The sequence below is a fragment of the Duganella sp. GW821-FHT01E12 genome, assembly GCF_059422325.1.
Window position 1 is genome coordinate 143855 of record NZ_JBWKWR010000007.1, and the last position, 26399, is coordinate 170253.

Below are 26399 nucleotides of genomic sequence, written 5' to 3' on the forward strand. Positions count from 1 at the left end.
TTATCGTTGCGCCAGGTATTCGGGCGATGCCATCGCCAGGAAGATGGCCATGTAGACACGGTTGCGGCGGGCGTCGTTGACCCACGCCGCGTTGGTCGCGGTCGGCACCGGGATGTGGATGGCGTTCACCGCGGTGATGATCTGGTTGCGCAGGGTGCCCGACATGCCGCCGTTGAGCAGCAGCAGGTTGACGCGGTCCACCAGCAGCGGCGGTTGCGCGGCCAGCGCCACTTCGGCGCTGTAGTCGGGCTGCACGTCGCGGGCCGCGCCGGCGCCCTGGGGAATGATGTACTGCATGACGTTCAGGTAGCCGGTGACGGAAGGTTCGCCGGTGATCTGCATTTCCGGCGCCACCAAGCCGGCGGCCGACAGGCTGCTGTTAGGCGGCGTGTAGGAAGGACGGAAGAAGTTGAACACCGACGGCGCGTGCAGCGGCGACTGCCCCAGCGCGTACAGCGGGTCGTCGGTGATGTGGATCTGGAAGCGGCCGGACGTCGACTTGGCGTTGAAGGCGCGCATCCAGTTGGCCAGGCGCAGCACCGGTTCGCGCAGCTTCTTGGCGTTGCCGTTGTCGGCCGCTTCCGGGTCGAGCAGCACGGCGCGCACCACGGCCTGCATGTCGCCGCGCACGCCGCTGCCGTTGTTGGCAAACGCCGCCGCGACGCGGCCCACGTAGGCCGGGCTGGGGTTGCTGCTGACCAGGCGCTGGATCAGCTGGCGGCCGATGAAGGGGCCGACATTGGGGTGCTGGAACAGCGTGTCGAGCGCGGTCTTCAAGTCCGCCTGGCCGCTGCCGCCGCCACCGATGGTGGTGCCGAGGAAGCTCTTGGCCGAGGTCGAATGGTAGGCCGCGTAATTCTGCATCGGCGTCCAGTCGCGGCTCGGATCGGCGAGATTGCCGTTGAAGCGGTTGGGCGACTGGTCCGGCCCGGCCCAGCTCCAGCCGGTGAAGACCTTGGCCAGGCCGGCCACGTCGTCGTGGGTGTAGGTTTCGACCGGACGGCCGCCTTGCAGTTTCAGGCTGCCGTCCTGGTTCAGCTGGTACAGGCCGATGCTCATCAGCTGCATGATTTCGCGCGCGAAGTTCTCGTCCGGCACGCGGTTGCCGCTTTCCTTCTGGTTGCGCAAGTGGCTCAGGTAGACGCCCATCATCGGATGCAGCGTCACCGCTTGCAGCAAGTCGCGGTAATTGCCGAAAGCGTACTGGCCCAGCGTGTCGTAGAAGCTGGCGACGCCGGCCGGGTGCATCACGATGCTCAGGTCGGCCATGGAGATGACGAAGATCTGCGACAGCGCGAAGGTCACCCGTTGGCGCAACTGGTCGTCGCCCACGGCGGCCTGGCGCCAGAACGATTCATACACCTGGTTTTGCGACAGCGTGCCGGTGGGCAGTTGCGCAGCCATGCTCTGGACGAAGCTGCGGTGCAAGGTCTGGGTTTTGCGGAACTGGCCGTTGATCCAGTCAGCCTTGGTGGTGGCGGTCAGTGCGGCGATGCTGCCGGCGGTCGGGCCGAACGTCGCCTGGGCCAGGAAATGCGAGGCGGCCGCCTGCGTCAGCGCCGGGGCGGTCGGGCTGGTGGGTGTGCTGGGCGCGGTGGCGTCCGGCGTGGCCGGCGTCAATGGATCGGATGGGCCTGTGGTGGGGCGGGAGCCGCCGGCGCTGGTGAGCGTGCTGGCGGCGGATCGGTCTGCGGTGGTGCTGTTGCCGGAGGAGCCTCCGCCGCAGGCCGCCATCGCGAGGGACAGGGCCAGGCCGGATGCCAGTTTCAAAGTCGTGAACTTCATGCGCTTGCCTTTTGGAATTCCAAAAACGGCGATTGTAGAAGAGCCCGACTTTCAAAAGAAAATTGATTTCAATTCCGCGCAGCAACATCGAAAAATTGGGCGGTGTTGAAAGGTGTAGCCGCAAAATTGGCAGAACTTATTGAAACGTCAGTATCTATGTTCTGCGGAAATGTCTATTTTGCGCAACGCAGCAATTAAAAAAAACCGCCGGCCCGAACGCTCGAAAGCGCGTTCGGTGCCGGCGGGCTGTTGCCTTGCGCTGAGGGTTATTGCTTGACGCAATCGACGAAGTAGCCGCGCTTGCCGTCCACTTCGCGCTTGACCAGGCCGTGCACATCGGTCTCGAAGCCGGGGAAGCGCTCGTTGAAGTCGCGTGCGAAGCGCAGGTAGTCGACGATGGTCTTGTTGAAGCGCTCGCCCGGGATCAGCAGCGGAATGCCCGGCGGGTAAGGCGTCAGCAGGATGGACGTGATGCGGCCTTCCAGCTCGTCGATGGCGACGCGCTCGATCTCGCGGTGCGCCATCTTGGCGAAAGCATCCGACGGCTTCATGGCCGGGATCATGTCCGACAGGTACATCTCGGTGGTCAGGCGCGCCACGTCGTAGGCCTTGTAGAAATCGTGGATCTGCTGGCAAAGGTCGCGCAGGCCCATTTTCTCGTAGGTCGGGTTGGCGGCCGCGAATTCCGGCAGGATGCGCCACATCGGCTGGTTCTTGTCGTAGTCGTCCTTGAACTGCTGCAGCGCGGTCAGCAGCGTGTTCCAGCGGCCCTTGGTGATGCCGATGGTGAACATGATGAAGAACGAGTACAGGCCGCACTTCTCGATGATCACGCCGTGCTCGGCCAGGTACTTGGTGACGATGGACGCCGGGATGCCGGTCTCGGCGAACTGGCCGTCCAGCGACAGGCCAGGGTTGACGATGGTGGCCTTGATCGGGTCCAGCATGTTGAAGCCCGGCGCCAGCTTGCCGAAGCCGTGCCAGTCGTCCTCGGCGCGGATGACCCAGTCTTCGCGCGAACCGATGCCTTCTTCGGCGAACTCCTGCGGGCCCCACACCTGGAACCACCAGTCCTTGCCCCATTCCTGGTCGATCTTCTTCATCGCCCGGCGGAAGTCCAGCGCTTCGAGGATGGATTCCTCCACCAGCGCGGTGCCGCCCGGCGCCTCCATCATGGCCGCGGCCACGTCGCACGAGGCGATGATCGAATACTGCGGCGAGGTCGAGGTGTGCATCAGGTAGGCCTCGTTGAAGGCGTCGCGGTCCAGCTTGACCGACTCCGATTCGCGCACCAGCACCTGCGAGGCCTGCGACAGGCCGGCCAGCAGCTTGTGGGTGGACTGGGTCGAGAAGATCATCGACTCCTTGGCGCGCGGACGGTCCTTGCCGATCGCGTGCATGTTCTTGTAGAAGTCGTGGAAGGTGGCGTGCGGCAGCCAGGCTTCGTCGAAGTGCAGCGTGTCGATCTGGCCGTCGAGCATCTCGCGCAGCGTTTCCACGTTGTAGACCACGCCGTCGTAGGTCGACTGGGTGATGGTCAGGATGCGCGGCTTCTTGTTCACGGCTTCGCGCGCGAACGGGTTGGCTTCGATCTTGCGCTGGATGCTCTCCATCGTGAACTCTTCCAGCGGGATCGGGCCGATGATGCCGAGGTGGTTGCGGGTCGGCATCAGGAACACCGGGATCGCGCCGCACATGATGATCGAGTGCAGGATGGACTTGTGGCAGTTGCGGTCGACCACGACGATGTCGCCCGGCGCCACGGTCGAGTGCCAGACCATCTTGTTCGAGGTCGAGGTGCCGTTGGTGACGAAGTAGCAGTGGTCGGCGTTGAAGATGCGGGCGGCGTTGCGCTCGGACGCGGCCACCGGGCCGGTGTGGTCCAGCAGCTGGCCCAGCTCTTCGACGGCATTGCAGACGTCGGCGCGCAGCATGTTCTCGCCGAAGAACTGGTGGAACATCTGGCCGATCGGCGACTTCAGGAAGGCCACGCCGCCCGAGTGGCCGGGGCAGTGCCACGAGTAGGAACCGTCGTTGGCGTAGTGGACCAGCGCGCGGAAGAATGGCGGCGACAGGCCGTCCAGGTAGGACTTGGCTTCGCGGATGATGTGGCGCGCCACGAACTCGGGCGTGTCCTCGAACATGTGGATGAAGCCGTGCAGCTCGCGCAGGATGTCGTTGGGGATGTGGCGCGAGGTGCGGGTTTCGCCGTACAGGTAGATCGGGATGTCGGCGTTCTTGTAGCGGATTTCCTCGACGAAGGCGCGCAGCGACTTGAGCGCGGTGTCGGTCTCCTCGACCGAGCCGGCGCCGAACTCCTCATCGTCGATCGACAGCACGAAGGCCGACGCGCGCGATTGCTGCTGGGCGAACTGGGACAGGTCGCCGTAGCTGGTCACGCCCACCACTTCCATGCCTTCTTTTTCCATCGCATCGGCCAGGGCGCGAATGCCCAGGCCGGACGTGTTCTCGGAACGGAAATCCTCGTCGATGATGACGATGGGGAAACGAAATTTCATGCATGTCTCCAAAAAAGCAAGCCGCCCCTGACTGGTGTGGAGGGGCGGACTAGGGCGCGACCGCCTGGCGGGCAGCCGCAGAAAAAAAATAAGAACGGGATTCTCGCAGAAATGGGGCCGCTGCGGGAAAAAAATATTGCAAAAATCCAGACAAGATTGCCGCAATACTATGACGACGGTATTACACCGCGGGCAAGCCCTCAGTGTCCGACCGCGCCGCCGCCCAGCTTGGCCAGCATCTGGCCGACCGGATCGACGTGGAACCAGGCGAACGCGCCCAGCGCGATGCCGACCCCGGCCACGCCGTAGGCCAGGCCCATCATCCACTTCTTGCGGGTCAGCAGGGTGATGGCGGCCAGCGAGATGGCGATCTGCTCGGCGGTGGTGGCCAGCGCCCACTGGTGGTGCTCGTGCATGGCCTCGTCCGACTTGTGGTTCCACTCTTTAGAGGATTCCTCCCACTTTTCGGCGTCCTTCTTGATGTCTTCCTTTTCCGACTTGTAGCGGGCCATGTCGGCCTCGTACTTCTTCGGATCGATGCCCGGCAGCGACATGGCCAGCTCGGCCAGGTTCTGCTTGCTGGACTTGGCCTGGTAGTAGTTCCAGCTGTTGGCGGCCTGGGTCTTGTCGATGGCCGCGTTGTTCTTGAACAGGGCCGCGTCGTTCTGCGTGGCGCCGCCCAGGTAGCCGAAAGTGGCGCCCACCGTGGCCAGGATCGCCGTCATGACGGCAATATTGTTCGAAAAGCCATCGCTGCCGTGGGCTGCGTGTTCGACCGCGTGATCGTGCGGTCCATGTACGTGAAAACCGTCGCCTGACATGTTCTGTAGATTCCTTGAAGGGGTTGAGGATTAAACTGCGGCCTTGCGGCGCAGTGTAACAAAAGCGTACTGCAAATCGGCCGTGGGCGAAGCGTGTCGTTCGCGCGCGGTTTCTTCCCAGACGCCGGCTTCCAGCGCGGGGAAGAAGGCGTCGCACTGAAAGGTGCGGGCGATCTCGGTGATGATCAACTGGTCGGCCAGTTGCATCGACTGCTTGTAGATCTTGGCGCCGCCGATGACGAAGCCGGGCGCGCCGTCCAGCAGGGCCAGCGCCGCCTCGACCGAGCCCACCGCTTCCACGCCCTCATGCCGCCATTCCGGATTGCGGGTGATGACAATGTTGCGGCGGTTGGGCAGCGGACGCCCGATCGAGTCGAAGGTCTTGCGGCCCATGATGATGGTGTGGCCGGTGGTCAGGCGCTTGAAATGCGCGAGGTCTTCCGGCAGCTTCCACGGCAGGGTGTTGTTGATGCCGATGCCGCGCTGGGCGTCCATGGCGACGATGATGGTCAGTGTGCTCATTTTTCGATGCTATCCGGTGCAGAAGGTGCAGAGCCGACATTATCGTTCAATTTGCGCTTTTTCGGCGTGGCCGATTTCTTGCGGCGCGCGCGGCGCGGCGAGTTGCCGGGGTAGTTGTCGTCGTATTCCGTCGGCCGCGTGCTGTAGCGCCAGGCGCAGCAGCGCGCATCGTCCGCCCAGCCGGCGCAGAAATCGCAGCTGAATTCAAAGACTTCGCCCCAGCTGCAAAAGCCGGCCTGCAGGCGGTGGCGCGCGCTCAGCACCGGCCGCTGGATGTGGTGGTGGTGCAGGTCGCCGCAATCCTCCATGCGCCGCTTTAGCAGCAGCAGACCGGCCATCACGCCATGGCGGGCGATGGCGCGCTTGCCGTACTGGGAGCAGCTGTCCCGCCCGGTGTGCACGCGGAAGGCGCAGCTATAGCCCTTCAGTGGCGAAAGCCAGCGTTGATAGGCCGCGATGGCGGCAAGGGCGAGGCGTTTCATCGTCAGGGAAGGTATGCGGAGGCGATCCTGGCGTATTCGCCGCTGGCGTCTTCGAACAGCTTGCCGTTCCAGCGGAAGACGATGGTGTGCTCCGGCTGCTGCTCGACCCTGACCCGGTAGACGATGGCCGGCTGGCCGTCGCGTGTGGTTTCCTCGACGCTGGCATGCAGCTTTTGCGGCGTCAGGCCATTGCCGTCCTCGACTTCGCGCTCGGTGACGAGGTTGACCAGTTCCTGCAGGTGCTCGCCTTCGATGCGATACAGGGTGAACGTGCCCAGGCTGCCGGCGCCCCGGCTGAGTAACTGGCTGCCCTTGCAGACGATTTGCTGGCGCGCGTCGCCAGGGATCATCTCCCTGAGTTCAAAGCTGTCGCCCGGCGCGAAGGTCGTGCTGGCGAGGTCGGAAATCTGGCCCTCCATCGAACGCAGCAGGTGCACCGACCCGCCGTCAGCCATGCTGATGTCCAGATTGCGGAAAGCATCGTTGCCGTTGACGAGCACCTCCAGCGTGAAATCCTTGCCCTTCAGGGATTGGGCGATGTCAACTTCCTCGCCGTCGGAAGCACCTTCCGGCTGTGGCGCGTGCGATCCGACGGCCTCATGGGAGGCGGCCGCCACACGCGGCGTGGGCGCCGCCGGCACGGCGTGGTCGCGGCAGCCTGCCAACAGGCCCTGAGCCAACGCCAGCGCGGCGATGGGGCCGATCATATTTTTGTTCATGTTTCAATGTGGTCGAATAAACAAGCCACAATACCATGCCGCGCCGGAAAACCGCGTCCTCTACTGCGCGTCGGCCTGTGCCACTTTCTGGCGCACCAGCGCGGCGAACTGCGCCAGGTCCTGCGGGTTGATGTCCGACACGGCCGAATACCGCATGCCGTCCTGCGACCAGCGCAGCAGATGGAAGCCTTGCCGCATGCCCGCTTGCGGCGCGCCGGCATGGCCGCCGGCGTCCGGCCAGATGTACAGGTTGACGATGTGCAGCCGGTGGCGGTAGGCCAGCGCCGCCACGGGCCGCTGCTGGAGATAGTCCAGCCGCCCGCCGATCAAGGCGTAGCCCTGCGTGGCCAGGTCGTACACGGGCGGCGAATAATCGAGCTTGCCGGCGAACCAGGGCTTGACGGTGTGCTGGTCGGTCGAGGCCACATCGGCCAGGTGGTCGGGCATCAGCGAGCGGAAATGGCTGGCCACCAGTTCCTGCTCGATGCGGTCGTCGGCGCCGGGCTGGCCCAGGTACAACGTGAGCGTGACGGCAAAAGCGGCCGTCATGGCGCCCGCCAGGCCAAGGTTGATCCACGCCCACGGCCACGCGCGCGGTGCTGCACGGCGTGCCGGAGTGCGCGCAACTTCAGCACGCAGCGCGGCGTGGATGCGGTGCTTCAGATACTCGGGCGCGGCATGACGCTGCGCCTCGGCCGCGACCCTGCCGCGCAGCGCCTCCATCTGCGCCAGCGCCTGCGCGCACTCGCCGCAAGCGGACAAATGCGCCTCCACCTGCGCGCTGCCGGCCGCATCGAGTTCGGCATCCAGGTACGCCGACAGCTTTTCCTGGCTGTGCTTAGATTCCATCCTGCTCTCCGTGCTTCAGATAGGCCAGCAGCAGCTTGCGCGCGCGGGCCAGCCGCGACATCACCGTGCCGATCGGCGTTTCGGTCACTTGCGCGATCTGCTTGTACGACAGATCGTCCATCTCCTTCAACACCAGCACCTCGCGAAACGCCTGCGGCAGCCGGGCCAGCGCCGCGTTGACGGTGCGGCCCGTGTCGCGGCTGGCGGCGATGGCGGCCGGATCGACGGATTCGTCGTCGCCATGCAGCGCCTCGTCGAAGCTGATGTCGCCGCGCTGCGCCTGGCCGTCGCGCAGCGCGCTGTAGTAGGTGTGGCGCACGATGGTCAGCAGCCACGCGCGCACGTCGCCGCCGCGAAAGCCGTCGGCAAAGCGGAAGGCGCGCAGATAGGCGCTCTGCACCAGATCGTCGGCGTCATGCTCGTTGCGGGTCAGCCAGCGGGCCAGGTTGTAGGCCGCGTCCAGATGCGGCATGGCCATCGCCTCGAACTGCGCGGTTTTGTCGTCGTCGCCCAAATACTTATCCATTGCTGTGGTCCAGTGGATGAAGACTCCGTCCGGTGCGGATTTATTCCCGGTTCAGAAATAAAAAAAATATCGGGAATATCCGGGCCTGGCTCCGGGTTTTAGCCGGTACGACCGGCGCCCGCCGATTATGCCATGGCGCGGCGCTGGCTTTTCAACTACACCACGGAGTTCATCATGATCGATCGCAGAGGATTTCTAAGGCTGGGCGCAGTGGGCGGCGGCGCCGTCTTCATGTCCGGCTTGTACGGCAGGGCGATGGCGGCCGCCGGCTACGAGGACTTCTACTTCGTCCAGCTGTCCGATTCGCACTGGGGCTACAAGGGGCCGGCCAATCCGGAGGCGCACAACACGCTGCGGCAGGCGGTGGACAGCGTCAACGCGCTGGCGGTGCAGCCGGACTTCATCGTCTTCACCGGCGACCTGACCCACACCACCGACGACGCGGCCGAGCGCCGTCGCCGCATGGCGGAGTTCAAGCAGATCGTGGCCGGCTTGAAGGTCAAGGACGTGCATTTCCTGGCGGGTGAGCACGACGCCTCGCTCGACAACGGCGCGGCCTTCCAGGAGTTCTTCGGCCCCACGCATTACACCTTCGACCACAAGGGCGTGCACTTCATCGCCATTGACAACGTGTCCGATCCCGGCGCGCGCATCGGCGAGGCGCAGCTGGCGTGGCTGAAGGCGGATCTGGACAAGCAGGCGAAGGACGCGCGCATCGTCGTGCTGACGCACCGGCCATTGTTCGACCTGGCGCCGAAATGGGACTGGGCCACGCGCGATGGTGAGCAGGCGATGGCGCTGCTGATGCCGTATTCGAACGTCACCGTGTTCTATGGCCACATCCACCAGGAAAACCATCACATGAGCGGCCATATCGCACACCACGCGGCCAAGTCGCTGATCTTCCCACTGCCGGCGCCCGGTTCGCAGGACAAGCGCACGCCGTTGCCTTGGGACCCGGCGGCGCCCGGCAAGGGCCTGGGCTTCCGCGAGGTGGAGGCGGAGGCCAAGCCTGTGGCCTATCAAATCACCGAATTCCCCGCAATGAAAGGATGAACCATTATGCTGACCAAACGTAGATTGCTGATGTGCGCCCCGTTGGCGCTGGTGGCCCTTGGCGCCGTGCAGGCCAAGGCCAGGGAGCGCGTGATCAAGATCGAGGCGCGCAAATTCCGCTACTCGCCGAACGTGATCGAATTGAAGAAGGGCGAGGCGGTGGTGCTGGAACTGACGGCGCTGGATTTTCCGCACGGTTTCAGCCTGCCGGACTTCAAGATCCGCGCCGATCTGGTGATGGGCAAGCCGGTGCAGGTGAGGCTCAAGCCGCAGGAGGCCGGCCAGTTCGGCTTCTTGTGCGATAACTTCTGCGGCAGCGGGCACGAGGAAATGGCCGGCACCATCATCGTCAAGGCTTGAGCGGTTGGAAGGCCAGCATGTCGGCGGCCAGCGCCTGCGGGGCCTCCAGCGGGATCATGTGGCCGGTGCCATCGTGGATGGTCAGGCGCGCGTCGGGCAGGTGGCGCTGCATCTCGCGTAGGTCGGCCGGATCGACCAGCTGGTCGCCGGCGGCGCCGACGATCAGCACCGGGCATTTGATTTCCGCCAGCCGTTCCATCAGGTCCGGGCGCTCCATTGAGGCGGTGAACTGCGCCAGCAGCACTTCCTTGCCCAGGTCCAGCGCCATCTGCTGGATTACGTCGATGATGGATTGGTCGCCTAGGTGTGTTTCATGCAGCAGCTCGCGCAAACGCATGCGCGTCATGCCGGTGTAGGCGCTGCTCTTCAACATCGGGATGATGCGGCGACGGGTTTGCTTCTCGGTCTCGCTCAGGCCGCGCGCTGAGTTCGCGATCAGCACCAGCGATCGCACGCGCTCCGGATGCAGCAGCGCGTATTCGATGGCGAGGTAGGCGCCCAGCGAGAACGCCACCAGATGCGCCGACGGCGCGCTGTGCGCCGCAATCACATCGTGCATCTCCTGGCGCGTCCCCGCGTGGTGCAGCGGGATGTGATTGAACTCGAAGCCGCCACCCAGCAACGGCGTCAAGCGGGACCACATCCTTTCGTCACATAGTGTGCCGGGGATGAAGTCCAGCCGTGTCATACCGCCATGGGCGCCGTGATCGGCGCGTGGTGCTGGTAGCCTTCCAGCGAGAAGTCCGACGGCTCGACATTTTCCAGCCACTCCGGCTCGTACTTGCCGGTCTTGGCGAAGTCCGGCACGCGGTCGGAGATGCGGAACTGCGGCGCAGGGAAGGGCGTGCGGGTCAGCTGCTCCTTGACCATGTCCATGTGGTTCTCGTAGATGTGGGCGTCGCCGATGAAGTAGGTGAACCAGCGCGGCGTGTAGCCGGTCAGGCGGCCGACCAGGTGCATCAGCGCCGCGCCTTCGGCCAGGTTGAACGGCGTGCCCAGACCCAGGTCGTTGGAGCGGACGTAGAGGCACATCGACAGCTCGCGCGTGCTTGGATTCGGAATGAACTGGTACAGCAAATGGCAGGCCGGCAGGGCTACCGCATCCAGCACGGCCGGATTCCAGCCATGGAACAGGATGCGGCGGCTGCCCGGATTGTTGACGATGGTGTCCAGGCACTCGCGCAGCTGGTCGATAGACTTGTGCAGCAGGACTTTGGTCACGCCCTCGTCCTCGATCTGCGAGATCAGGCGGAAGCCGTTCTTCTGCGCGTCGGCGATCTGCGCCGGCTGGTCGACGGCGATCAGCTTGAAGCCCGGCCATTGGCGCCACTGCACGCCGTAGACCGGCCCCAGGTCGTCCTCGCCGAGCCGATAGGGATTTTCCAGCCATTGCTTGTTCTCGTTGGCGTTCTGGTCCCAGACCTTGCAGCCCAGCGCGCGGAAGTCGGCCGCGCTGCGGGAGGCGCGCAGGAAGGCGCACAATTCGCCGACCACGGATTTGAATGCCAGTTTTTTGGTCGTCACTGCTGGGAAGCCGCCGTTCAGCAGATCGAAGCGCATCATCGCTCCCGGCACGCTCAGGGTGCGGATGCCGGTACGGTTGTCTTGCCAGCTGCCCGTATCGAGCACGGTCTGGATCAGTTCCTGGTATTGCTGCATTCAATTCTCCAACGTGGTGCGCGGGCCGCGACGGCCCGGAAAGACGGCTATTTTATCAGGCGGCGCGCATGGCCGCCCAGGCGCTCAGCGCGGGCCAGGCTTGCGGCCGCCCGGCTTTGCGGTGGCCTTGCCTGCGGCCCGCGCCAGCGACTTGGCGCCACGCCCGCCGGTGACCACGACTGCGCCCTTGGGCGCTGCTGGCTTGCCGCCGCCCCCGTAAGTTCGGCCGCCACCTGGTTTCGCGCCGCCGGAGCGCGTGCCGCCGGCCGGCTTGCCCGATGGCGCAGGCGGAGTCCAGGTGCCCAAAGAGGCGTCGCCGCCTGCGGGACGGGCCGTGACAGCGGCCTTGCCGCCGGCTGTCGCGTTGGCGCCGGCCGCCTTGCCGCCCGCAGGGCCGGTGAACGGCCGCTTCTTCCTGGCCGGCGCTTCGGCAGCCGCTTTCTTGGCGGCGGCGGCAGCCGCGCCTTTAGGACCGGTCTCCGGCACGCGGTGGTCGGCTTCGAAACCCGGTTCCTCGATGCGGTGGATGACCTGGCGGGTCAACGTTTCGATGGCCTTGAGCATATCGACTTCGTCGGCGCAGACCAGCGAGACGGCTTCGCCCTCCATGCCGGCGCGGCCGGTGCGGCCGATGCGGTGGATGTAGTCCTCGGCCACGGTCGGCAGGTCGAAGTTGACCACCTGCGGCAGCGCCTCGATATCCAGCCCGCGCGCGGCGACGTCGGTGGCCACCAGCAGCTGGACTTCGGCGTTCTTGAAGCGTGCCAGCGCGCGCAGGCGGGCCGGCTGGGTTTTGTCGCCGTGGATGGAATCGGCCGAAATGCCTTGTTCCTGCAGCGTCTTGACCAGCGTCTCGACGCCCTTGCGGGTCTTGACGAACACCAGCACCTGGCCCCAGCGCAGCTTCTTCAGCAGGTGCAGCAGCAGCTCGGGCTTGCGCCGCTTGTCGGTCGGGATCAGCCACTGCTTGACGGTCTTGGTGGCCGTGTTGCTGGCGCTGACCTGGATCGACACCGGGTCTTTCAGCATGCCGCCGGCCAGTTTGCGGATCTCGTCGGAGAACGTGGCCGAGAACAGCAAGGTCTGGCGCTGCTTGGGCAGGGCCGCCAGCAGGATGTCCAGGTCGCGCTCGAAGCCCAGGTCCAGCATGCGATCCGCCTCGTCCAGCACCAGCGTTTGCAGCATGGCGAAGCTGATCGCGCCCTGGTCGTGCAGGTCGATCAGGCGGCCCGGCGTGGCCACCAGCACGTCCAGGCCCTTGCGCAGCTTGGTGATCTGCGGCTCGATCGGCACGCCGCCATAGGCCACGGCCGATTTCAGCGGCAGGTTGCCGCCGTAGCTGCGGAAGCTCTCGTAGACTTGTTCGGCCAGTTCGCGGGTCGGCACCAGCACCAGGCAGCGCACCGCTTTCGGCGCGGTCACGCCGTCCATGGTCAGGCGTTGCAGGATGGGGAGGGCGAAGCCCGCCGTCTTGCCGGTGCCGGTTTGCGCCGCTGCCATCAGGTCGCGGCCCGCCAGCACGGCGGGTATGGCTTGCTTCTGGACGGGCGTGGGCTGCTTGTAGCCCAGCGTCTCCAGCGTGCGCTGTATGGGGTCGATCAGGCCGAGGGCTTGGAAGGTCATGGTGTTATGCCGTAAAACGAAAAGAGGGCGCAGTGTAGCCGGTTGCACCGGCTTGTGCAGAAATTTAGTTGGTCAGCGCGTCCGACCACAGGGCCAGGATCTCGCGCACGCGCTGGTCCGGCAGGTTGAGCAGGTTGTCGCCGATGTACAGTTCCACCGAGCTGCGGCCGGGCAGCGCGGCGTGGCTGGCCGCGTTGAATAGCCACACGCCATGCTGCTCGGCGATGTGGTTGCGGATCTCGTTGGCGCGCTCGCGGCTGACCGGCAGGTGCAGATGCAGCATGCTGGCCTGCGGACGGGCGGGGTTGGGCGTCAGCAGCGGGTAGTCGCGCAGCACTTCGTACAGCCACTCCGTGCGCCGGAAGTAGTCCGGCATCGCCGCCAGCCGGGCGTCGAACTGCATGGCGGCGGCCACCACGTACGGCGTGCGCTGGTAGACGTTGCCGCCCTGGCGGCGGAACCACTCCTGGGCTTTGGCGACAAAGGCCGCGCTACCGAGCAGCATGGCGCCGCCCATGCCGCCTATGCCTTTGTACATCGACAGATAGACGGTGTCGAAGCCGGCCGCGATGTCGGCGGCCGGGCGGTCGTATGCGGCGGCCGTTTCCAGCAGGCGCGCGCCGTCCAGGTGCAGGTGGATGGATTGCTCGCGGCAGTAGGCTTTGATGGCTTCCAGCTCCTCCCAGCTCGGGCACTGGCCGCCGATCTCGCGCATCGGCAGCTCCAGCGTGGCCGCGCCCAACTTGTCCGGAATGCCTTTGAGTTCGTCCAGCGTCCACGGGCGGTGCGGGTCGCCGATCTGCAGGGCCTGAAAATGGTCGAACAGCTGGTGGTTGCCGCGTTCGTGGCGCAGGATGTGCGAGGTCGGATGCAGCGCCACCAGCCGGCTGCCGCGCTCCGAGCAGGCGATGCGCAGCGCGGTGGCCTGCGCCATGGTGCCGGTGATGCAGAACAGCGCCGCCTCAAAGCCCAGCAGCGTGGCGACCTTCTGTTCGAAGTCCTGTATTAGCGCGCCAGTGCCGTAGGTGTCGTGCGCCACGCCGTTGGCCTCGCACCATGCGGACATCGCCGCGAACAGCTGGGCGGGCGAGGGCTGGCGGTGTCCGGGCAGGTGGGTGGTACAACTGAGGCGCAGTTCGGCGTCGGTCAAGGCGTTCTCCTGAAAGGGAGAATGTTACCGGCTTTTTGCCGCCGGGGCCAAAAAACCGGCTTTGCGATAATGTTCGTCGTAGTCCGGCGACAGGGTGCCCATCATCCGGTCCCAGAACAGGAAGTACCAGCTGTAGTTGTAGCGTCCCCGCGCATGGTGGGTGTTGTGTGCGGTGGAGGTGTTGATCCAGCGGCCCAGCCAGTGCTTCGACAGCGCGCGTGGGAACAGTTCGTAGCCCAGGTGGGTGTACACCGCGAAGGCCGTGTTAATCCAGGTGAAAATGACCAGCGACCAGAACGTGACCGGCAACACCAGCAGGATCACGATGCTGGCGCCGCTGTCGATCACCGCTTCCAGTGGGCTGATCGAGTAGGTGGACAGGGGACCGGTGTTGGTGGAGCGGTGGTGGGTGCGGTGCGCCCAGCGGAACAGGCGGCGATGGTGCATCAATCGATGCGTCCAGTAGAACCAGGTGTCCTGGATCACCATCATCAGCAACACCATCAAGGCGATGAAGCCCCATCCGCGCCCGTAGGCATGCACGCTCTGGTAGAAGTTGGTGTGGCGGCCGAGGCCCAGTGCGAAAGCGATCGGCATGACGCTGCCGAGGACGACGATGCTGACCGCGGAAGTGAGCACTTCGCGCCGGATTTGCGGCAGGCCGATCGGCTTCGCCTGCAGGCGCTGTCTGCGACCGGGCCGCAAACGCCACCACAGCGAGAGCGCGATGAAGGCGCCCGTCACCACTGCGTAGTCCCGGGCGACATGCCGGATGTTATTGAGGAGCTGATAGAGCATGGTGTTCCCTTGACATTGGATCGCGCATGCTAAGGCCTGCTGCGGGGGCAGTGCTTATAAATTGATTAATTCTCGATCTGTGTAGTGCGCATGTTATCACGCTGATATGATTGTGTAGTTGGCAATTGCCAATCATTTAATTTTTAAATTTTGCGACCCTAACTCCACTGTCAGCCAGCAGACCAAGTCGCGCATCCTGCCGTTGTCGTCGCTGCCTGGCGTCTCGCCTTGATGCGGTGATGGTCCGCACCCTGCGGTGCGGAACGGCGCTGCGCGCGGTCAGTCCGCGTGATGTTCGATGTGGACGTTGTGGAACTGCAGCGCCGCCAGGTTGGCGTAAATGCCGCCCAGCGCCACCAGCGAAGCGTGGGTCCCGGTTTCGACGATGCGGCCGTCCTCCATCACGATGATGCGGTCGGCGCGCTGCACCGTCGCCAGGCGGTGCGCGATGATGACGGTGGTGCGGCCCACCATCGCCGCCTCCAGCGCCGTTTGCACCAGGCGCTCGGATTCCGCGTCCAGCGCGCTGGTGGCTTCGTCGAGCAGCAGCAGCGGCGGGTTTTTCAGCAGCGCGCGCGCGATCGCGATGCGCTGGCGCTGGCCGCCGGACAGGCGCACGCCGCGCTCGCCCAGGAAGGATTGATAACCCTGCGGCAGGCGTTCGATGAATTCATGGGCGGCGGCCAGCTTGGCGGCCTGGATCACTTCCTCGTCGGTGGCGCCGGCGCGGCCGTAGCGGATGTTCTCCATCGCGTCGGCCGAGAAGATCACCGTATCCTGCGGCACGATGCCGATGGCGCCGCGCAGCGTGTGCAGATCGAGCCTGGTGATATCCACGCCATCGAGCTTGATGCTGCCGCTCTGCGGATCGTAGAAGCGCAGGAACAGCTGGAACAGCGTGGTCTTGCCGGCGCCGGAAGGGCCGACCACGGCCACCGTCTCACCGGGCTTGATGTCCAGCGACAGATGCCCCAGCGCCGCCGTGTCGGGACGCGAAGGATAGGAGAACGAGACGTCGTGCAGGCTCAGTGCCGCGCCGTTGGCGGCGCGCGGCGGCAGCGCCAATGGTTGCGACGGCGACTGGATGGCCGACTTGACCGACATCAGTTCCAGCAGGCGCTCGGTGGCGCCGGCGGCGCGCTGCGCCTCTCCCATCACTTCGGACAGGGCGCCGATGGCGCCGGCCACGATGGACGCGTACAGGATGAATTGTCCGAGGTCGCCGCCGGTCATCGAGCCTTCCAGCACGGCGTGCGCGCCCAGCCACAGCACGAACACGATGGTGCCGAACACCAGCACGATGGCGATCATGGTCAGCAGCGCGCGGGCGCGGATGCGGCGCATGGCGGTGCCGAACGCGCCTTCGACCGAGGCGCCGAAGCGCTGCGATTCGATCTTCTCGTGGGTGAAGGCCTGCACGGTCGGCATGGCGTTGAGGATTTCGCCGGCCATGGCGGAGGCGTCGGCGATGCGGTCCTGCGAATCGCGCGAGAGCTTGCGCACGCGGCGGCCGAACATCACGATCGGCAGCACCGTCAGGATCAGCAGGCCGATGATGATGGCCGACAGCTTGGCGCTGGTCACGAACAGCATCACCAGGCCGCCGATGAACAGCAGCACGTTACGCAGCGCCATCGAGATGCTGGTGCCCACCACCGCCTGGATCAGCGTGGTGTCGGTGGTGATGCGCGACAGGACTTCGCCGGTTTGCGTGGTCTCGAAAAACTCGGGGCTCTGGGTGACGACGTGGTTGTAGACGGCGCTGCGGATGTCGGCGGTGACGCGCTCGCCCAGCCAGGAGACCGTGTAGAAGCGCGCCGCCGTGGCCAGCGCCAGCACGGTGGCCACGCCGAACAGCGCCAGGAACACCAGGTCGACGTGCTTGATGCTCTTGGCGCCGGAGCCGCCGAAACCCAGGTCGATCATCTGCTTGAAGGCGGCGGGGATGGCCAGCGTGGAGCACGCGGCCACCACCAGCGCGATGCCGGCCATGAGGAACTGGCGCTTGTACGGCAGCAGGAAGGGCGTCAGGCCGCGCAGGGTGGCTAGACTGCCTTTCTTGGCTTCCCTGGCTGTGTTGGAGGCGGCTGCGGACGGGGTGCTGGCGGTGGTGCTGTTGGTCATCGTGTGGCTGCGGTTTGTAAGTATTCTTTGTTGACGATTCGGGTGTCGCTAAATTGTTCGGTGCTGCTAAAACTTGATCGGCTTGACGTAGCCGGTCATCTCCAGGTAGGCGCGGCCAGCCTGCTTGCCGTCGCGCTCCAGCGTTACCGCGCCCTCCCAGTACACGGCGCCGGTCGAGCGCCGCGAATCGAGCTCCTGGTCGTCCTGCAAAGGGACTACCTGCCACACGGTGCTGCCGGTGGTGAGCTGGGGCGCGACGGGATACTCGGCATTGGTGCGGGGCGAACGCCACCGCCGTTGCGGGGTAAAGCTGACCTGGTCCTGCGCGAACTGCGTGATCTTACCGGATGCATCGCGCCATGTCGCGTGCGCCCATAGTTTAGCACCTGTCTTGCTGCGCATCTGGAAAGCCATCAGCGCGCCGCCGTCGGCCAGATTGGCGCCTATCCAGTCCCAGCCCGCGGCATCGGCGGCGACATACTGGGTGGACCACTCGTGATCGAGCCAGCTGGCGCCCGTGACGGCGACCGCCTTGCCGGCGCGGGTGACGGTGCCGGTGGTGGTCAGCTGCGGTTCGCTGTAGTAGTAGCTGCTGTCGGTAAGCAGCTCGCCCTTGCGCGAGTAGCCCCGGTCGCCCTGCGGCAGCACGGGCTGCGACGGCGCCAGTTTCAGGTCCAGCTTGAAGCTGGCCGCGTCCAGGTGGACCTGGTAGCTGCCGTCGGCGGCGCGCGTCATGCGCCAGTCTTCGAGCTTGACGTCGGTGTCGCCGACCTTGGCGTAGGACAGGCCGAAGCCCTCGCGCGCGCTGCGCTCGTCGTGCAGCAGCTTGCCGTTGGCCGGATCGGAGATGGCGGCATGGCCGACGATCAGCTGCTTGGGCGCGAACTTGCTGGGATTGGCGCGGTCGTGTGGCGTGCCGCTGCGGAAGAACGTGACCTGGAAGCCCAGCGGCTTGCCGTCCGGCGTGGCGAGCCAGCCGGTGACGTACCACCATTCGGTCCTGTAGTCGGGATGGGCGCCGAAGTCCGCCGGGAAGTTCAGCGCGGCGCCGGGCGCCAGCGGTGCGACTGCCTTGTACACCGGTTGCGCCGCGCTGGCCGGCGCGAGGAAGCACAGCCCGGCCAGCAGCGCCAGCGCGGTCGCGCCGCGTTGGATCAGATTCATTACCAGTCCTCCCTGACTGCGCGTATCGGCCCGCCCGACAACGACTGGCGCCCGGCCAGCAGTGCCGTCAGCGCAGCGGCGGCCAGCAGCAGGCCCGCCACGGTTGCCAGCAGAGGCCACGGCAAATGCAGCTGCATGGTCCAATGGAAGGACTGCGGATTGACGACAAAAACCAGTATCAGGCTGATGACCCAGCCCAGTGCGAAGCCGGTGACGATGCCCAGGCCCGTCAAGGCGCCGCCCTCGATGGCCAGGATGGACAGGATCTGCCGGCGCGTCACGCCGACGTGGCGCAGCATGCCGAATTCCTTGGCGCGCGCCAGCGTCTGCGCCGAGAACGTGGCGGCGACGCCGAACAGGCCAATCACGATGGCGATCGCCTCCAGCAGATAGGTGATGGCGAAGCTGCGGTCGAATATTTTCATGCTCATCGCGCGGATCTCGGACGGCGCGGTGGTCGTCAGCGCGGCGGCGAAGGGCAGGCGTTTTAATGCCTGGTCGGTGTCGGCGGCCTTGGCGCCGGGCTTGAGCCTCAGCGCGGCGTTGCTGGCGTCCATGTCGCCGGTGATGGCGCGGTAGTCGCTCAGGCGCATCTGGATCGTGCCGGTGGGACGGGCGTAGTCTCGCCAGACGCCGGCCACCTGGAAGGCGTGCAGCTTGCCGTTGAGCGGCAACTCGATGCGCTGGCCGACGCGCATGCCGTACAAATCGACCATCGCTTCCGATATCCATACTGGCGGCGGAGCGCCGGGGCCGGGCACCTGCGTCTCGCCGACGATGGCCAGCGATCTGCCCGGATCGGCGGGGTCCACGTTGCGTGCCATCAGCGCCACCGGTGGACGGGCCGCTGCCAGCGAGATGCCGCGCGTGCGCAGGAAATCGGCGCTGGCCACGCCGGGCAGGGCGGCGATGGCGGCCTGCTCCTGCGGCCGCAGCCCTGCCGTGGTGCCGGCGCTGGTGGTGCTGATGTAGATGTCGGCCGGCAGGATGTGCTGCAGCCAGTCGTCCAGCGATACGCGGAAGCTGGCCACCATGATCGCCATCGCCACCATCAGGCTGAAACTCGACAGCACGCCGCCCAGCGCGATGCCGGCCTGGCTGGAGGCGTTGGCAAGGCGCGACAGCGTCAGCGTGATCACGGGCGAGGCGCCGGGCTTGCCGGCGGTGGCTGCGCTCCAGCGCCGGTGCGCCAGGCGGAACACGATGGCGGCCAGGCGCGGCATCAGCGCGATGGCGCCGACCAGCAGCAGGGCGATCGACAGGTAGCCGAACAGCGGCAGCTCGAACACCGGCGGCGCCTGCGACAGCAAGGCGGCCAGCGCGATGCAGGCCAGCGCCGGCCACGCCTTGGACAGGCGCGACATCGCCGCCTCCTCGGTGCCCGACTTGAGCGCGACGGCCGGTTTGGCGCGCGCCGCGTCCAGCGCCGGCGCGGCGCAGCCCAGCAAGGCCACGGTGACGCCGAGCGCAAAATAGACCGCCGCGGCGACGGGCGTGAACTGCACCTGCGGCCGCACGCCGGAGAAGAAGCCGGCGCCCAGGTCGGCGCCCATGAAATGCAGTGCGGCGGCGGCCATGCCGTAGCCGGCGGCGATGCCGATGGCCGATCCGGCCACGCCCAGGCTCAGGCCTTCGATCAGGATCTGGCGCAGCAGATGCGTGCGGTCCATGCCCAGCACCCGCAGCAGCGCGAACTGGCTGCGGCGGCGTATCACCGACAGCGCCTGGGTGGAAAATACCAGGAAGGCGCCGGTGAACAGCGCGACCAGGGCCAGCACGGTCAGGTTGACGCGGTAGGCGCGGCTCATGCCTTCGTTGCGGCTGTTCTGGTCTTCGTCGTTGGGCTGGCTGACGCGGAAGCGGCCGGGATAGTCGTGTTCCAGCTGCCGTTCCAGCTCGGCCTTGAAGGCGTCACGGTTGACGCCATCGCGCAGTTTGAGGTCGATGCGGGACAGCTGGCCGAGCTTTTCGAAGCGCCACTGCGCCGCGCCCAGGTCCATCACGCCGATGCGCTGACCGGCGCGGGCGCGTTGCAGCGAGCCGGCCACGCGCAGTTTCAGTTCGCCGACGCCGACCTGCAGCGTCAACGGCGCACCGTCGGCGGGCTTGAGCCATTGCTGCGCGGCGGGCGACAGGAACAGCGCATCGTCGGCTAGCATGTCCGTTGCACTGTCGCCGGCTGGCGCGCCAACCAGGTCGGAGGAGATGAAGGCGGCGCGGAAGGCGTCGATGCCGAGTATCTTCAGCGCGGTGGGTTCGCCGGGCACCGATGCCTCGAACTCCAGCACCGGCGACGCGACAGCCACGCCGGCGCGCTGCGCCAGCACCGGGTAGATGCCTTCGTCGAAGAACTGCTCGGTGCCGCGCACCTGCACGTCGGCCACGCCGGACAAGCCCTTGATGGCGGACGAGAATTCGTTGAACGCGGCGGCGTTGATCAGATGGATGGCGAAACCGAGCGAGATGCCGACCGCGATCGCGGCGATGGCCACCAGCGCCCGCAGCGGATGCGCGCGCCATTCGCCCAACAGCAGCCAGCGCGACAAGCGGCCCATCGCACCACCGCTCACAGGATCTTCCCGGGATTCATGATCCCCAGCGGGTCCAGCGCGGCTTTGATGGCGCGCATCATGTTCAGTTCCACCGCCGATTTGTAGTGTGCCAGCTCGTCGCGTTTGAGCGCGCCGATGCCGTGTTCCGCCGAGATCGACCCGCCGAAGCCGACCACGCTGTCATGCACCACGCGATTGACCTTGTCCTGGTTGAGCAGGAAGTCCTCGTTGGAGATGCCGTCCGGCGGCGCCACGTTGTAGTGCAGATTGCCGTCGCCCAGGTGGCCGAAGCACACCAGCTGGCAGCCGGGGAAGGCCGCGTCCAGCAAGGGGCCGGTGGCGGCGATGAAGTCCGCGATGCTGGACACCGGCAGCGAGATGTCGTGCTTGATGTTCTTGCCGGCCCTGGCCTGGGCCAGCGGGATGTGTTCGCGCAGCTGCCAAAGCCCGGCCGATTGCGCCACCGAAGTGGCCACCACCGCATCGCCGATGACGTCGCGCTCCAGCGCCGCGCCGATGGCTTGCTCCAGCAGGCCGACCGCGTGCTGCTCCGATTCGCTGCTCGATAGCTCCAGCAGCACATACTGCGGATGCGGCGCCGCGAACGGCTTGGGCAGCGACGGGAACTGCTGCGCCACCAGCTCCAGGCAGTAGCGGGACATCAGTTCGAAGCCGGTCAGGCTGGAGCCGCAATGGTCCTGCATTAAAGTCAGCAGCTGCAGCGCGTGGGCGGGCGAGGGCAGCGCCGCCAGCGCGGTGATGCTGGCCTTGGGCTGCGGATAAAGCTTGAGCACCGCGCCGGTGATCACGCCCAGCGTGCCTTCCGCGCCGATGAACAGGTCGCGCAGGTCGTAGCCGGTATTGTCCTTGCGCAGGCCGCGCAAGCCGCTCCATACCTCGCCCTGCGGCGTGACCACTTCCAGCCCAAGGCACAATTCGCGCGTATTGCCGTAGCGGAGAACCGCCGTGCCGCCGGCGTTGGTGGACAGGTTGCCGCCTATGGTGCAGCTGCCCTCCGCCGCCAGCGACAGCGGGAACAGGCAGTCCGCAGCGGCGGCGGCTTCCTGCGCCTGCTGGAGGATGCAGCCCGCGTCCACGGTCATGGTGCGGTTGACGGGATCGACCTGGCGAATCTGGTTCAGTCGCGCCAGCGACAGCACGACCGCGCCGCCGCCGGCATCCGGCACGCTGCCGAGCACCAGCCCCGTATTGCCGCCCTGCGGAACCAGCGCCACGCGCCACTGCGCGCAGGCGCGCACCAGCGCCGCCACCTGGTCCACCGATGCGGGCCGCAGCACGGCCAGGGCCTTGCCGGTGAAGCGTCCGCGCCAGTCGGTGAGGAAGGGCGCCATGTCGGCGCTTGAGTCGAGTACAAAGTCGTCGCCCACGACCGAGCGGCAATGCGTGAGGAAATCGATCATTTGACGGTGTTGACCTTCACCTTGTCCAGCAGTTCCTTGGCCAGCTTCTTCGCCGCTTTTTTATACGGACGCAGATACATCACGGCGCAAACAAAATAGACGCAGACGATCAACGCCTCGCCCCAGGCCATCCAGGCGGACATGGTGCCCTTGTCGCTCCAGCCGCGCACCACGCCCTCGGTGAAGTAAAGCAGTATCATCATCGAGGTCCACTGCAAGGTGTAGATGTCGCGCTTCCACACGCCGTACAGCGGCAGCAGCAGCGGCACCGCCTTCAGTACCAGCCAGGAACCGCCCGGCTTGAGCGGCGCCAGCACCATCTCCCACAGCACGCACCAGACGATCAGCGTTATCAGGCTGCCGATGGCGCCCCAGTGAAAATACTTCTGCATTGTGTTTTCCATCATGCGCCCCCGGTCAAGCGACGGCGCGCAGTTTGACGGCCGTTTCGGCCAGGCGCCGGCCCAGCGCGATGGCCAGGCGTTTTTCATCTTCGGTGATGGTCTTCTTGCCGTCAAGTCCCGACCAGTGGCTGGCGCCATACGGCGTGCCGCCGCTGGAGGTGGTCATCAGTTCGGGATGGGTGTACGGCAGGCCGAGCACCATCAGGCCGTGGTGGAACAGCGGTATCATCATCGACAGCAGTGTCGATTCCTGGCCGCCGTGCAGGCTGCCGGTGGACGTGAACACGCAGGCCGGCTTGCCCGCCAGCGCGCCGGACAGCCACTGGGCCGCCGTCCCGTCCCAAAAATACTTCATCGCCGACGCCATGTTGCCGAAGCGGGTGGGCGAGCCCACCGCCAGGCCCGCGCATTCGGCCAGGTCGTCCAGCTCGACGTAAGGGGCGCCTGCGGCCGGCACGTCCGGCTCGGTGGCCTCGGCCACGGTCGACACGGCTGGAACCGTGCGCAGGCGCGCGTCGCAGCCCGGCACGCTCTCCACGCCCTGGGCGATCAACTCAGCCAGTTTGCGCGTTGCGCCGTGACGTGAGTAAAACAATACAAGAATAATCAGATTGGCTTGGTTCATCGGCGGTATTATAGGGCGCTTTAGCGGGTGGCATCGTCGCCACTCTTGTATTTCGATTATCGCTCATGTACGAAAAATTTATTCATCCGGTTTTACAGTATGTCTCCCGCAACTGCCGTAGCGGGATAGAGACAGTGCGCTCGCTGTCCTGGCCTGAAGTGCGGGACCTGTTTTTGTTCGCCCACCGCCGCCTGCGCGAGGAAAGCCTGCCGCAGGTGGCCGGCAGCCTCACTTTCACCACCGTGTTCGCGCTGGTGCCGGTGTTGACGATCGCGCTGGCGATCTTCACCACCTTCCCGATGTTTAACACCTTCCGCTCGTCGCTGGAGGCTTACTTCGTGCAGAGCGTGATGCCGAAGTCGATTTCCAGCACCATCCTCAACTACCTGACCATGTTCGCCTCCAAGGCCACGCGGCTGTCGGCGGTGGGCGCGGTGGCGCTGATTTTCACCTCGATCGCGATGATGAACTTGATCGAGCGCGTTTTCAACCGCATCTGGCGCGTGCGCGCCGAGCGGCGCTGGACCAAGCGCATCCTGGTCTACTGGGCCATCATCACGCTCGGCCCCTTGCTGATCGGCGTGTCGCTGACCCTGTCGGGGCGGGTGTTCATGGCCACCAGCGACTTGATAGGCGATGTGCCGGTGATCGGCGCCTTGATCTATACGGTGCTGTCGCTGGCCCTGACCACGGCCACTTTCACGCTGCTGTACGTGGCGGTGCCGAACCGCGACGTCGATTGGTACGACGCGGCCTGGGGCGGCCTGGTGGCCGGCCTGGCGTTCGAGGTGGCCAAGCGTGGCTTCGCGGTTTTCATCACGCAGTTCCCGACGTATTCGAAGATCTACGGCGCGCTGGCGGCGCTGCCGTTGTTCCTGCTGTGGGTCTATGTATCGTGGCTGATTACGCTGTTCGGCGCGCTGCTGGTGGCCGCGCTGCCGGTGGTGAAGTACGAGCGTTGGTGGCATGAGGCGCAGCCGGGCGGCGAATTCGTCGACGCGATGGCGATCCTGCGGGTGCTGCATGTGGCGTGCAAATGCGGCGACACGGCATTGGTCAGCTCTGGCGCGATCCGCACGCGCACCCGGCTGGGCTTCGACGAGATGGACACCCTGCTGGAAAAGATGATGGCCGAAGGCTGGGTGGGGCGCGTGAAGGTCGAGGCGCCGCAGCGGGTCCAGTGGGGCAAGCGGGTCAGCGAGGGCAGCGATCACTGGGTCATCCTGGCCAATGTGGAGAAGCTGACGCTGGCCGAGGTCTATCGCCTGTTCGTCTTCGCCGGCATGCCGATCAACGCCGGCGTGGTGAGCGACAGCGACGATGAGCGCGACCTGAAGGCCGCCCGCGAGGCCGCCGCCCTGGCGCGCGAGGTGGAATCGGCCGTCGAAGCGGGCCTGGGCAAGACCCTGGCCGAGCACTTCGGGCCGATCGACTGCCGTTGAGCGCCGGGAGAACCGCGCGCATGAAAGCCGCTTTCCTTTTTGCCGCGCTGCTCGTGGGCGCGAACGCCGCGGCGTATGAGGGTGAAAACGCGGTGCCGCTGACGCTGGGGCTGGAAGCCGGCAAGGCCGTCGTTGAGCAGATCGCCGTCAAACTCGATGGCCGGGAAGTCGCCATCCGTACCACGCTGAGGAACGGCGAGGCGCGCGCCTCGCAAATCGGCTGGTACGCCAGCACGCCGCATTTCGGTGTGCTCGGCGAGGGCGAGGAGCATCTGGATAAATCGTTTTCCGATGTCGGCGCCAGTTTCAACGGCCGTGCGATGAAGCCGGCCGTTTATCGGCGCGGCTACTTCATGGGGCGCGACATCACCCGGGAATTGTCCCGCGCCGGCCTGGCGCCGTTGCCCGACCTTCAGGCCGACGCCAGGAAGCTGGCCAGGCTGCCCACGGTGCAAGGACTGCGCTTCGATCAATGGCAGGGCTATGCGGCTTACTCATGGACCGCCGCCGTGGCGCCGCACGCGTCGGCGGCGATCGAGGTGCGATACCGGGCCTTGCCGCACTTCGCGCTGACGGAGATCGATTCGGAAGCGTTCGGCCAGGCGGTGCTGCAACACTGCGGCAATCCCGACGCGGTACGCCGGCGCGTGCTGCAGCAGGCCGCCGATTCTGCCCGGGTGATGGTTGAACGCTACGAGATTCCGCTGTCCTTCATGCTGATGAGCGAGGTGCAGCTGACGGTCGCTCAGCCGCAGGCCAACTGGCAGCGCCTGCATCCCGCCGTCACGCTGGCGTGCGGATTGGCCAACCCAGGCTTGACGGCCAGCGTTTCCGGAACGGTGAACAACGCCAATCTGGCCCTGTCGGTGCTGGTGGTGTCGACACAGAACGCGCGATGATGAGATTTCTGGGCATATTGGCGGCTGCTTTAAGTTTGGCGCATTCCGCGCAGGCCGACGTCACCGCCTTCGACTACCTGCTCGGTGCGACTAGGGTTAGCGAGGACCAGCATCAGATTGTGATCCATGCGCAGCCTGCCGTCACCGTGGCGATTCTGCCGGGCGGTAAGCCCTGGCCGGCGTTGTCGCTTGACGAGGCTGGGCGCATCTACGCCGGCGGCACCGTGATCGACAGTGCGACCGGCCGCGTGGTGGCGCACGCGGATGCGGTGCTGGCACTGCCGCATGGCGTTGAAGTGGCGGCGCTGGATGAGCGTTATCGCTTCCGGCGCGGCGGCAAGGAGTGCCGCCTGTCGCCGCGCCAGCTTGGTCTCGATGAAAAGCGCGGCGCGCTCGCTGCGCTGAAGGATGCGGATCTGGTCCTTTCCAGCGCGGGCGATACGCTGCTGGCGCTGGCGACGCGCTTCGGCAAGGATGGCACGGTGGCCGGCTATCTGGTGGAGCGTATCGAGGTCGCCCGCTGCCGGGTGGCGCTGGAGCGGCGGCTGGGCAATCCGGATTTACTGGTCGAGCTGGCGCATTCCGGCCGGGGCGGCTGGTGGATCACCGGTTCGATCGAGCAGACGCTGATGCGTTCAAGCGATGGCCGCCGCTGGCGCAAGGTGCATCTGCCGGCTGGCTTGTCGTCGCTGGTCAGCAGTTACGTCGCCAATGACCGCGAGCTCTGGCTGGCGGCCGTGCTGCCGGAACGCGACGGGCCGAGTCCATACCTGCTCGTGTATTCGGGCGACGGCGGCAAGCGCTGGCGCAATCTGCTGGCCGATGACCCGCTGCTGGCCAAGCTGCCGGCCGCTTGGCTGGAAGGGCAGAAACGGCGTGCGCCCTGACCCGCTCTGGCG

At 66.0% G+C, this 26399-nt stretch carries 24 protein-coding genes; 5 read left to right on the plus strand and 19 right to left on the minus strand.

Annotated features, from left to right (window positions below; genetic code table 11):
• The 8 genes from AC07WS_RS20055 to AC07WS_RS20090 all read right to left on the minus strand — a co-directional run bounded on the left by AC07WS_RS20055 (position 1) and on the right by AC07WS_RS20090 (position 8223).
• Positions 1 to 1785 carry a DUF1800 domain-containing protein gene (locus AC07WS_RS20055; RefSeq protein ID WP_494730785.1) on the minus strand — a complete coding sequence of 595 codons (1785 nt, stop codon included), beginning with the start codon at positions 1783 to 1785 and terminating at the stop codon, positions 1 to 3.
• Between the two features lie 266 nt (positions 1786 to 2051).
• On the minus strand, positions 2052 to 4304 hold the full coding sequence (locus tag AC07WS_RS20060) for an Orn/Lys/Arg family decarboxylase (RefSeq protein WP_494730786.1): 2253 nt from the start codon (positions 4302 to 4304) through the stop codon (positions 2052 to 2054).
• A gap of 200 nt (positions 4305 to 4504) precedes the next feature.
• Positions 4505 to 5125 carry a DUF4337 domain-containing protein gene (locus AC07WS_RS20065; RefSeq protein ID WP_332855780.1) on the minus strand — a complete coding sequence of 207 codons (621 nt, stop codon included), beginning with the start codon at positions 5123 to 5125 and terminating at the stop codon, positions 4505 to 4507.
• A 30-nt stretch (positions 5126 to 5155) separates the two neighbouring features.
• Positions 5156 to 5647 carry a dihydrofolate reductase gene (locus AC07WS_RS20070; RefSeq protein ID WP_494730787.1) on the minus strand — a complete coding sequence of 164 codons (492 nt, stop codon included), beginning with the start codon at positions 5645 to 5647 and terminating at the stop codon, positions 5156 to 5158.
• Positions 5644 to 6129, minus strand: coding sequence for a membrane protein insertion efficiency factor YidD (gene yidD, locus AC07WS_RS20075; RefSeq protein ID WP_494730788.1), 486 nt, complete (start codon positions 6127 to 6129; stop codon positions 5644 to 5646). Before yidD ends, AC07WS_RS20070 begins: the two co-directional genes overlap by 4 nt.
• Positions 6130 to 6131: 2 nt before the next feature.
• Positions 6132 to 6848: a hypothetical protein gene (locus tag AC07WS_RS20080; protein WP_494730789.1), complete on the minus strand. Its 717-nt coding sequence runs from the start codon at positions 6846 to 6848 to the stop codon at positions 6132 to 6134.
• Between the two features lie 60 nt (positions 6849 to 6908).
• Positions 6909 to 7697 carry an anti-sigma factor family protein gene (locus tag AC07WS_RS20085; RefSeq protein ID WP_494730790.1) on the minus strand — a complete coding sequence of 263 codons (789 nt, stop codon included), beginning with the start codon at positions 7695 to 7697 and terminating at the stop codon, positions 6909 to 6911.
• Positions 7687 to 8223, minus strand: coding sequence for a sigma-70 family RNA polymerase sigma factor (locus tag AC07WS_RS20090; protein ID WP_494730791.1), 537 nt, complete (start codon positions 8221 to 8223; stop codon positions 7687 to 7689). The genes AC07WS_RS20085 and AC07WS_RS20090 overlap by 11 nt, the downstream gene beginning before the upstream one ends.
• Positions 8224 to 8397: 174 nt before the next feature.
• Between AC07WS_RS20090 and AC07WS_RS20095 the strand changes: the two genes are divergently transcribed.
• Positions 8398 to 9279: a metallophosphoesterase family protein gene (locus AC07WS_RS20095; protein WP_494730792.1), complete on the plus strand. Its 882-nt coding sequence runs from the start codon at positions 8398 to 8400 to the stop codon at positions 9277 to 9279.
• 6 nt (positions 9280 to 9285) lie between these two features.
• Positions 9286 to 9639, plus strand: a complete 354-nt coding sequence (locus tag AC07WS_RS20100; RefSeq protein ID WP_494730793.1) for a cupredoxin domain-containing protein — start codon at positions 9286 to 9288, stop codon at positions 9637 to 9639.
• Here AC07WS_RS20100 and AC07WS_RS20105 read toward each other — a convergent pair.
• The 11 genes from AC07WS_RS20105 to wrbA form a co-directional block, all read right to left on the minus strand.
• Positions 9629 to 10282, minus strand: coding sequence for an alpha/beta fold hydrolase (locus AC07WS_RS20105; RefSeq protein ID WP_494730794.1), 654 nt, complete (start codon positions 10280 to 10282; stop codon positions 9629 to 9631). The two genes, AC07WS_RS20100 and AC07WS_RS20105, sit on opposite strands and share 11 nt — an antisense overlap.
• Before the next feature lie 41 nt (positions 10283 to 10323).
• Positions 10324 to 11298 carry a thymidylate synthase gene (locus AC07WS_RS20110; protein WP_494730795.1) on the minus strand — a complete coding sequence of 325 codons (975 nt, stop codon included), beginning with the start codon at positions 11296 to 11298 and terminating at the stop codon, positions 10324 to 10326.
• Between the two features lie 84 nt (positions 11299 to 11382).
• Positions 11383 to 12921, minus strand: coding sequence for a DEAD/DEAH box helicase (locus tag AC07WS_RS20115; protein WP_494730796.1), 1539 nt, complete (start codon positions 12919 to 12921; stop codon positions 11383 to 11385).
• Between the two features lie 64 nt (positions 12922 to 12985).
• Positions 12986 to 14071 (minus strand): threonine aldolase family protein, encoded by a 1086-nt coding sequence (locus AC07WS_RS20120; RefSeq protein WP_494730797.1) that lies wholly within the window; start codon positions 14069 to 14071, stop codon positions 12986 to 12988.
• A gap of 24 nt (positions 14072 to 14095) precedes the next feature.
• Positions 14096 to 14869, minus strand: coding sequence for a sterol desaturase family protein (locus AC07WS_RS20125; RefSeq protein WP_494730798.1), 774 nt, complete (start codon positions 14867 to 14869; stop codon positions 14096 to 14098).
• A gap of 279 nt (positions 14870 to 15148) precedes the next feature.
• A complete protein-coding gene (locus tag AC07WS_RS20130; RefSeq protein ID WP_494730799.1) occupies positions 15149 to 16993 on the minus strand; it encodes an ABC transporter transmembrane domain-containing protein in 1845 nt (614 codons plus the stop codon).
• A gap of 66 nt (positions 16994 to 17059) precedes the next feature.
• Positions 17060 to 18157, minus strand: a complete 1098-nt coding sequence (locus AC07WS_RS20135) for a lipocalin-like domain-containing protein (RefSeq protein WP_494730800.1) — start codon at positions 18155 to 18157, stop codon at positions 17060 to 17062.
• Positions 18157 to 20712, minus strand: a complete 2556-nt coding sequence (locus AC07WS_RS20140) for an FtsX-like permease family protein (protein WP_494730958.1) — start codon at positions 20710 to 20712, stop codon at positions 18157 to 18159. Before AC07WS_RS20140 ends, AC07WS_RS20135 begins: the two co-directional genes overlap by 1 nt.
• An 11-nt stretch (positions 20713 to 20723) precedes the next feature.
• Entirely contained in the window at positions 20724 to 22130 is a 1407-nt protein-coding gene (locus AC07WS_RS20145; protein ID WP_494730801.1) for an FAD-binding oxidoreductase, read from the minus strand.
• A complete protein-coding gene (locus AC07WS_RS20150; RefSeq protein WP_494730959.1) occupies positions 22127 to 22534 on the minus strand; it encodes a DUF2069 domain-containing protein in 408 nt (135 codons plus the stop codon). Before AC07WS_RS20150 ends, AC07WS_RS20145 begins: the two co-directional genes overlap by 4 nt.
• 13 nt (positions 22535 to 22547) lie before the next feature.
• Positions 22548 to 23159: an NAD(P)H:quinone oxidoreductase gene (wrbA, locus tag AC07WS_RS20155; protein ID WP_494730802.1), complete on the minus strand. Its 612-nt coding sequence runs from the start codon at positions 23157 to 23159 to the stop codon at positions 22548 to 22550.
• 65 nt (positions 23160 to 23224) lie between these two features.
• On the opposite strand from wrbA, the gene AC07WS_RS20160 reads away from it, so the two are divergent.
• The 3 genes from AC07WS_RS20160 to AC07WS_RS20170 are packed head-to-tail and all read left to right on the plus strand — an operon-like array spanning position 23225 to position 26387.
• Positions 23225 to 24601 (plus strand): YihY family inner membrane protein, encoded by a 1377-nt coding sequence (locus AC07WS_RS20160; RefSeq protein ID WP_494730803.1) that lies wholly within the window; start codon positions 23225 to 23227, stop codon positions 24599 to 24601.
• A gap of 20 nt (positions 24602 to 24621) precedes the next feature.
• Positions 24622 to 25500 (plus strand): hypothetical protein, encoded by an 879-nt coding sequence (locus AC07WS_RS20165; RefSeq protein WP_494730804.1) that lies wholly within the window; start codon positions 24622 to 24624, stop codon positions 25498 to 25500.
• Entirely contained in the window at positions 25497 to 26387 is an 891-nt protein-coding gene (locus AC07WS_RS20170) for a beta propeller repeat protein (protein WP_494730805.1), read from the plus strand. The genes AC07WS_RS20165 and AC07WS_RS20170 overlap by 4 nt, the downstream gene beginning before the upstream one ends.
• Positions 26388 to 26399 lie beyond the last annotated feature (12 nt).

What these genes read in the sequence shown, in the direction of transcription:
- AC07WS_RS20145 (WP_494730801.1), bottom strand. Translation starts at nt 22,130, where the DNA reads ATGATCGATTTCCTCACGCATTGCCGCTCGGTCGTGGGCGACGACTTT.
- AC07WS_RS20100 (WP_494730793.1), top strand. Translation starts at nt 9,286, where the DNA reads ATGCTGACCAAACGTAGATTGCTGATGTGCGCCCCGTTGGCGCTGGTG.
- AC07WS_RS20135 (WP_494730800.1), bottom strand. Translation starts at nt 18,157, where the DNA reads ATGAATCTGATCCAACGCGGCGCGACCGCGCTGGCGCTGCTGGCCGGG.
- AC07WS_RS20140 (WP_494730958.1), bottom strand. Translation starts at nt 20,712, where the DNA reads ATGGGCCGCTTGTCGCGCTGGCTGCTGTTGGGCGAATGGCGCGCGCAT.
- AC07WS_RS20165 (WP_494730804.1), top strand. Translation starts at nt 24,622, where the DNA reads ATGAAAGCCGCTTTCCTTTTTGCCGCGCTGCTCGTGGGCGCGAACGCC.
- AC07WS_RS20110 (WP_494730795.1), bottom strand. Translation starts at nt 11,298, where the DNA reads ATGCAGCAATACCAGGAACTGATCCAGACCGTGCTCGATACGGGCAGC.
- AC07WS_RS20160 (WP_494730803.1), top strand. Translation starts at nt 23,225, where the DNA reads ATGTACGAAAAATTTATTCATCCGGTTTTACAGTATGTCTCCCGCAAC.
- AC07WS_RS20105 (WP_494730794.1), bottom strand. Translation starts at nt 10,282, where the DNA reads ATGTGGTCCCGCTTGACGCCGTTGCTGGGTGGCGGCTTCGAGTTCAAT.
- wrbA (WP_494730802.1), bottom strand. Translation starts at nt 23,159, where the DNA reads ATGAACCAAGCCAATCTGATTATTCTTGTATTGTTTTACTCACGTCAC.
- AC07WS_RS20060 (WP_494730786.1), bottom strand. Translation starts at nt 4,304, where the DNA reads ATGAAATTTCGTTTCCCCATCGTCATCATCGACGAGGATTTCCGTTCC.
- AC07WS_RS20070 (WP_494730787.1), bottom strand. Translation starts at nt 5,647, where the DNA reads ATGAGCACACTGACCATCATCGTCGCCATGGACGCCCAGCGCGGCATC.
- AC07WS_RS20125 (WP_494730798.1), bottom strand. Translation starts at nt 14,869, where the DNA reads ATGCTCTATCAGCTCCTCAATAACATCCGGCATGTCGCCCGGGACTAC.
- AC07WS_RS20130 (WP_494730799.1), bottom strand. Translation starts at nt 16,993, where the DNA reads ATGACCAACAGCACCACCGCCAGCACCCCGTCCGCAGCCGCCTCCAAC.
- AC07WS_RS20090 (WP_494730791.1), bottom strand. Translation starts at nt 8,223, where the DNA reads ATGGATAAGTATTTGGGCGACGACGACAAAACCGCGCAGTTCGAGGCG.
- yidD (WP_494730788.1), bottom strand. Translation starts at nt 6,129, where the DNA reads ATGAAACGCCTCGCCCTTGCCGCCATCGCGGCCTATCAACGCTGGCTT.
- AC07WS_RS20115 (WP_494730796.1), bottom strand. Translation starts at nt 12,921, where the DNA reads ATGACCTTCCAAGCCCTCGGCCTGATCGACCCCATACAGCGCACGCTG.
- AC07WS_RS20085 (WP_494730790.1), bottom strand. Translation starts at nt 7,697, where the DNA reads ATGGAATCTAAGCACAGCCAGGAAAAGCTGTCGGCGTACCTGGATGCC.
- AC07WS_RS20055 (WP_494730785.1), bottom strand. Translation starts at nt 1,785, where the DNA reads ATGAAGTTCACGACTTTGAAACTGGCATCCGGCCTGGCCCTGTCCCTC.
- AC07WS_RS20170 (WP_494730805.1), top strand. Translation starts at nt 25,497, where the DNA reads ATGATGAGATTTCTGGGCATATTGGCGGCTGCTTTAAGTTTGGCGCAT.
- AC07WS_RS20150 (WP_494730959.1), bottom strand. Translation starts at nt 22,534, where the DNA reads ATGGAAAACACAATGCAGAAGTATTTTCACTGGGGCGCCATCGGCAGC.
- AC07WS_RS20065 (WP_332855780.1), bottom strand. Translation starts at nt 5,125, where the DNA reads ATGTCAGGCGACGGTTTTCACGTACATGGACCGCACGATCACGCGGTC.
- AC07WS_RS20095 (WP_494730792.1), top strand. Translation starts at nt 8,398, where the DNA reads ATGATCGATCGCAGAGGATTTCTAAGGCTGGGCGCAGTGGGCGGCGGC.
- AC07WS_RS20080 (WP_494730789.1), bottom strand. Translation starts at nt 6,848, where the DNA reads ATGAACAAAAATATGATCGGCCCCATCGCCGCGCTGGCGTTGGCTCAG.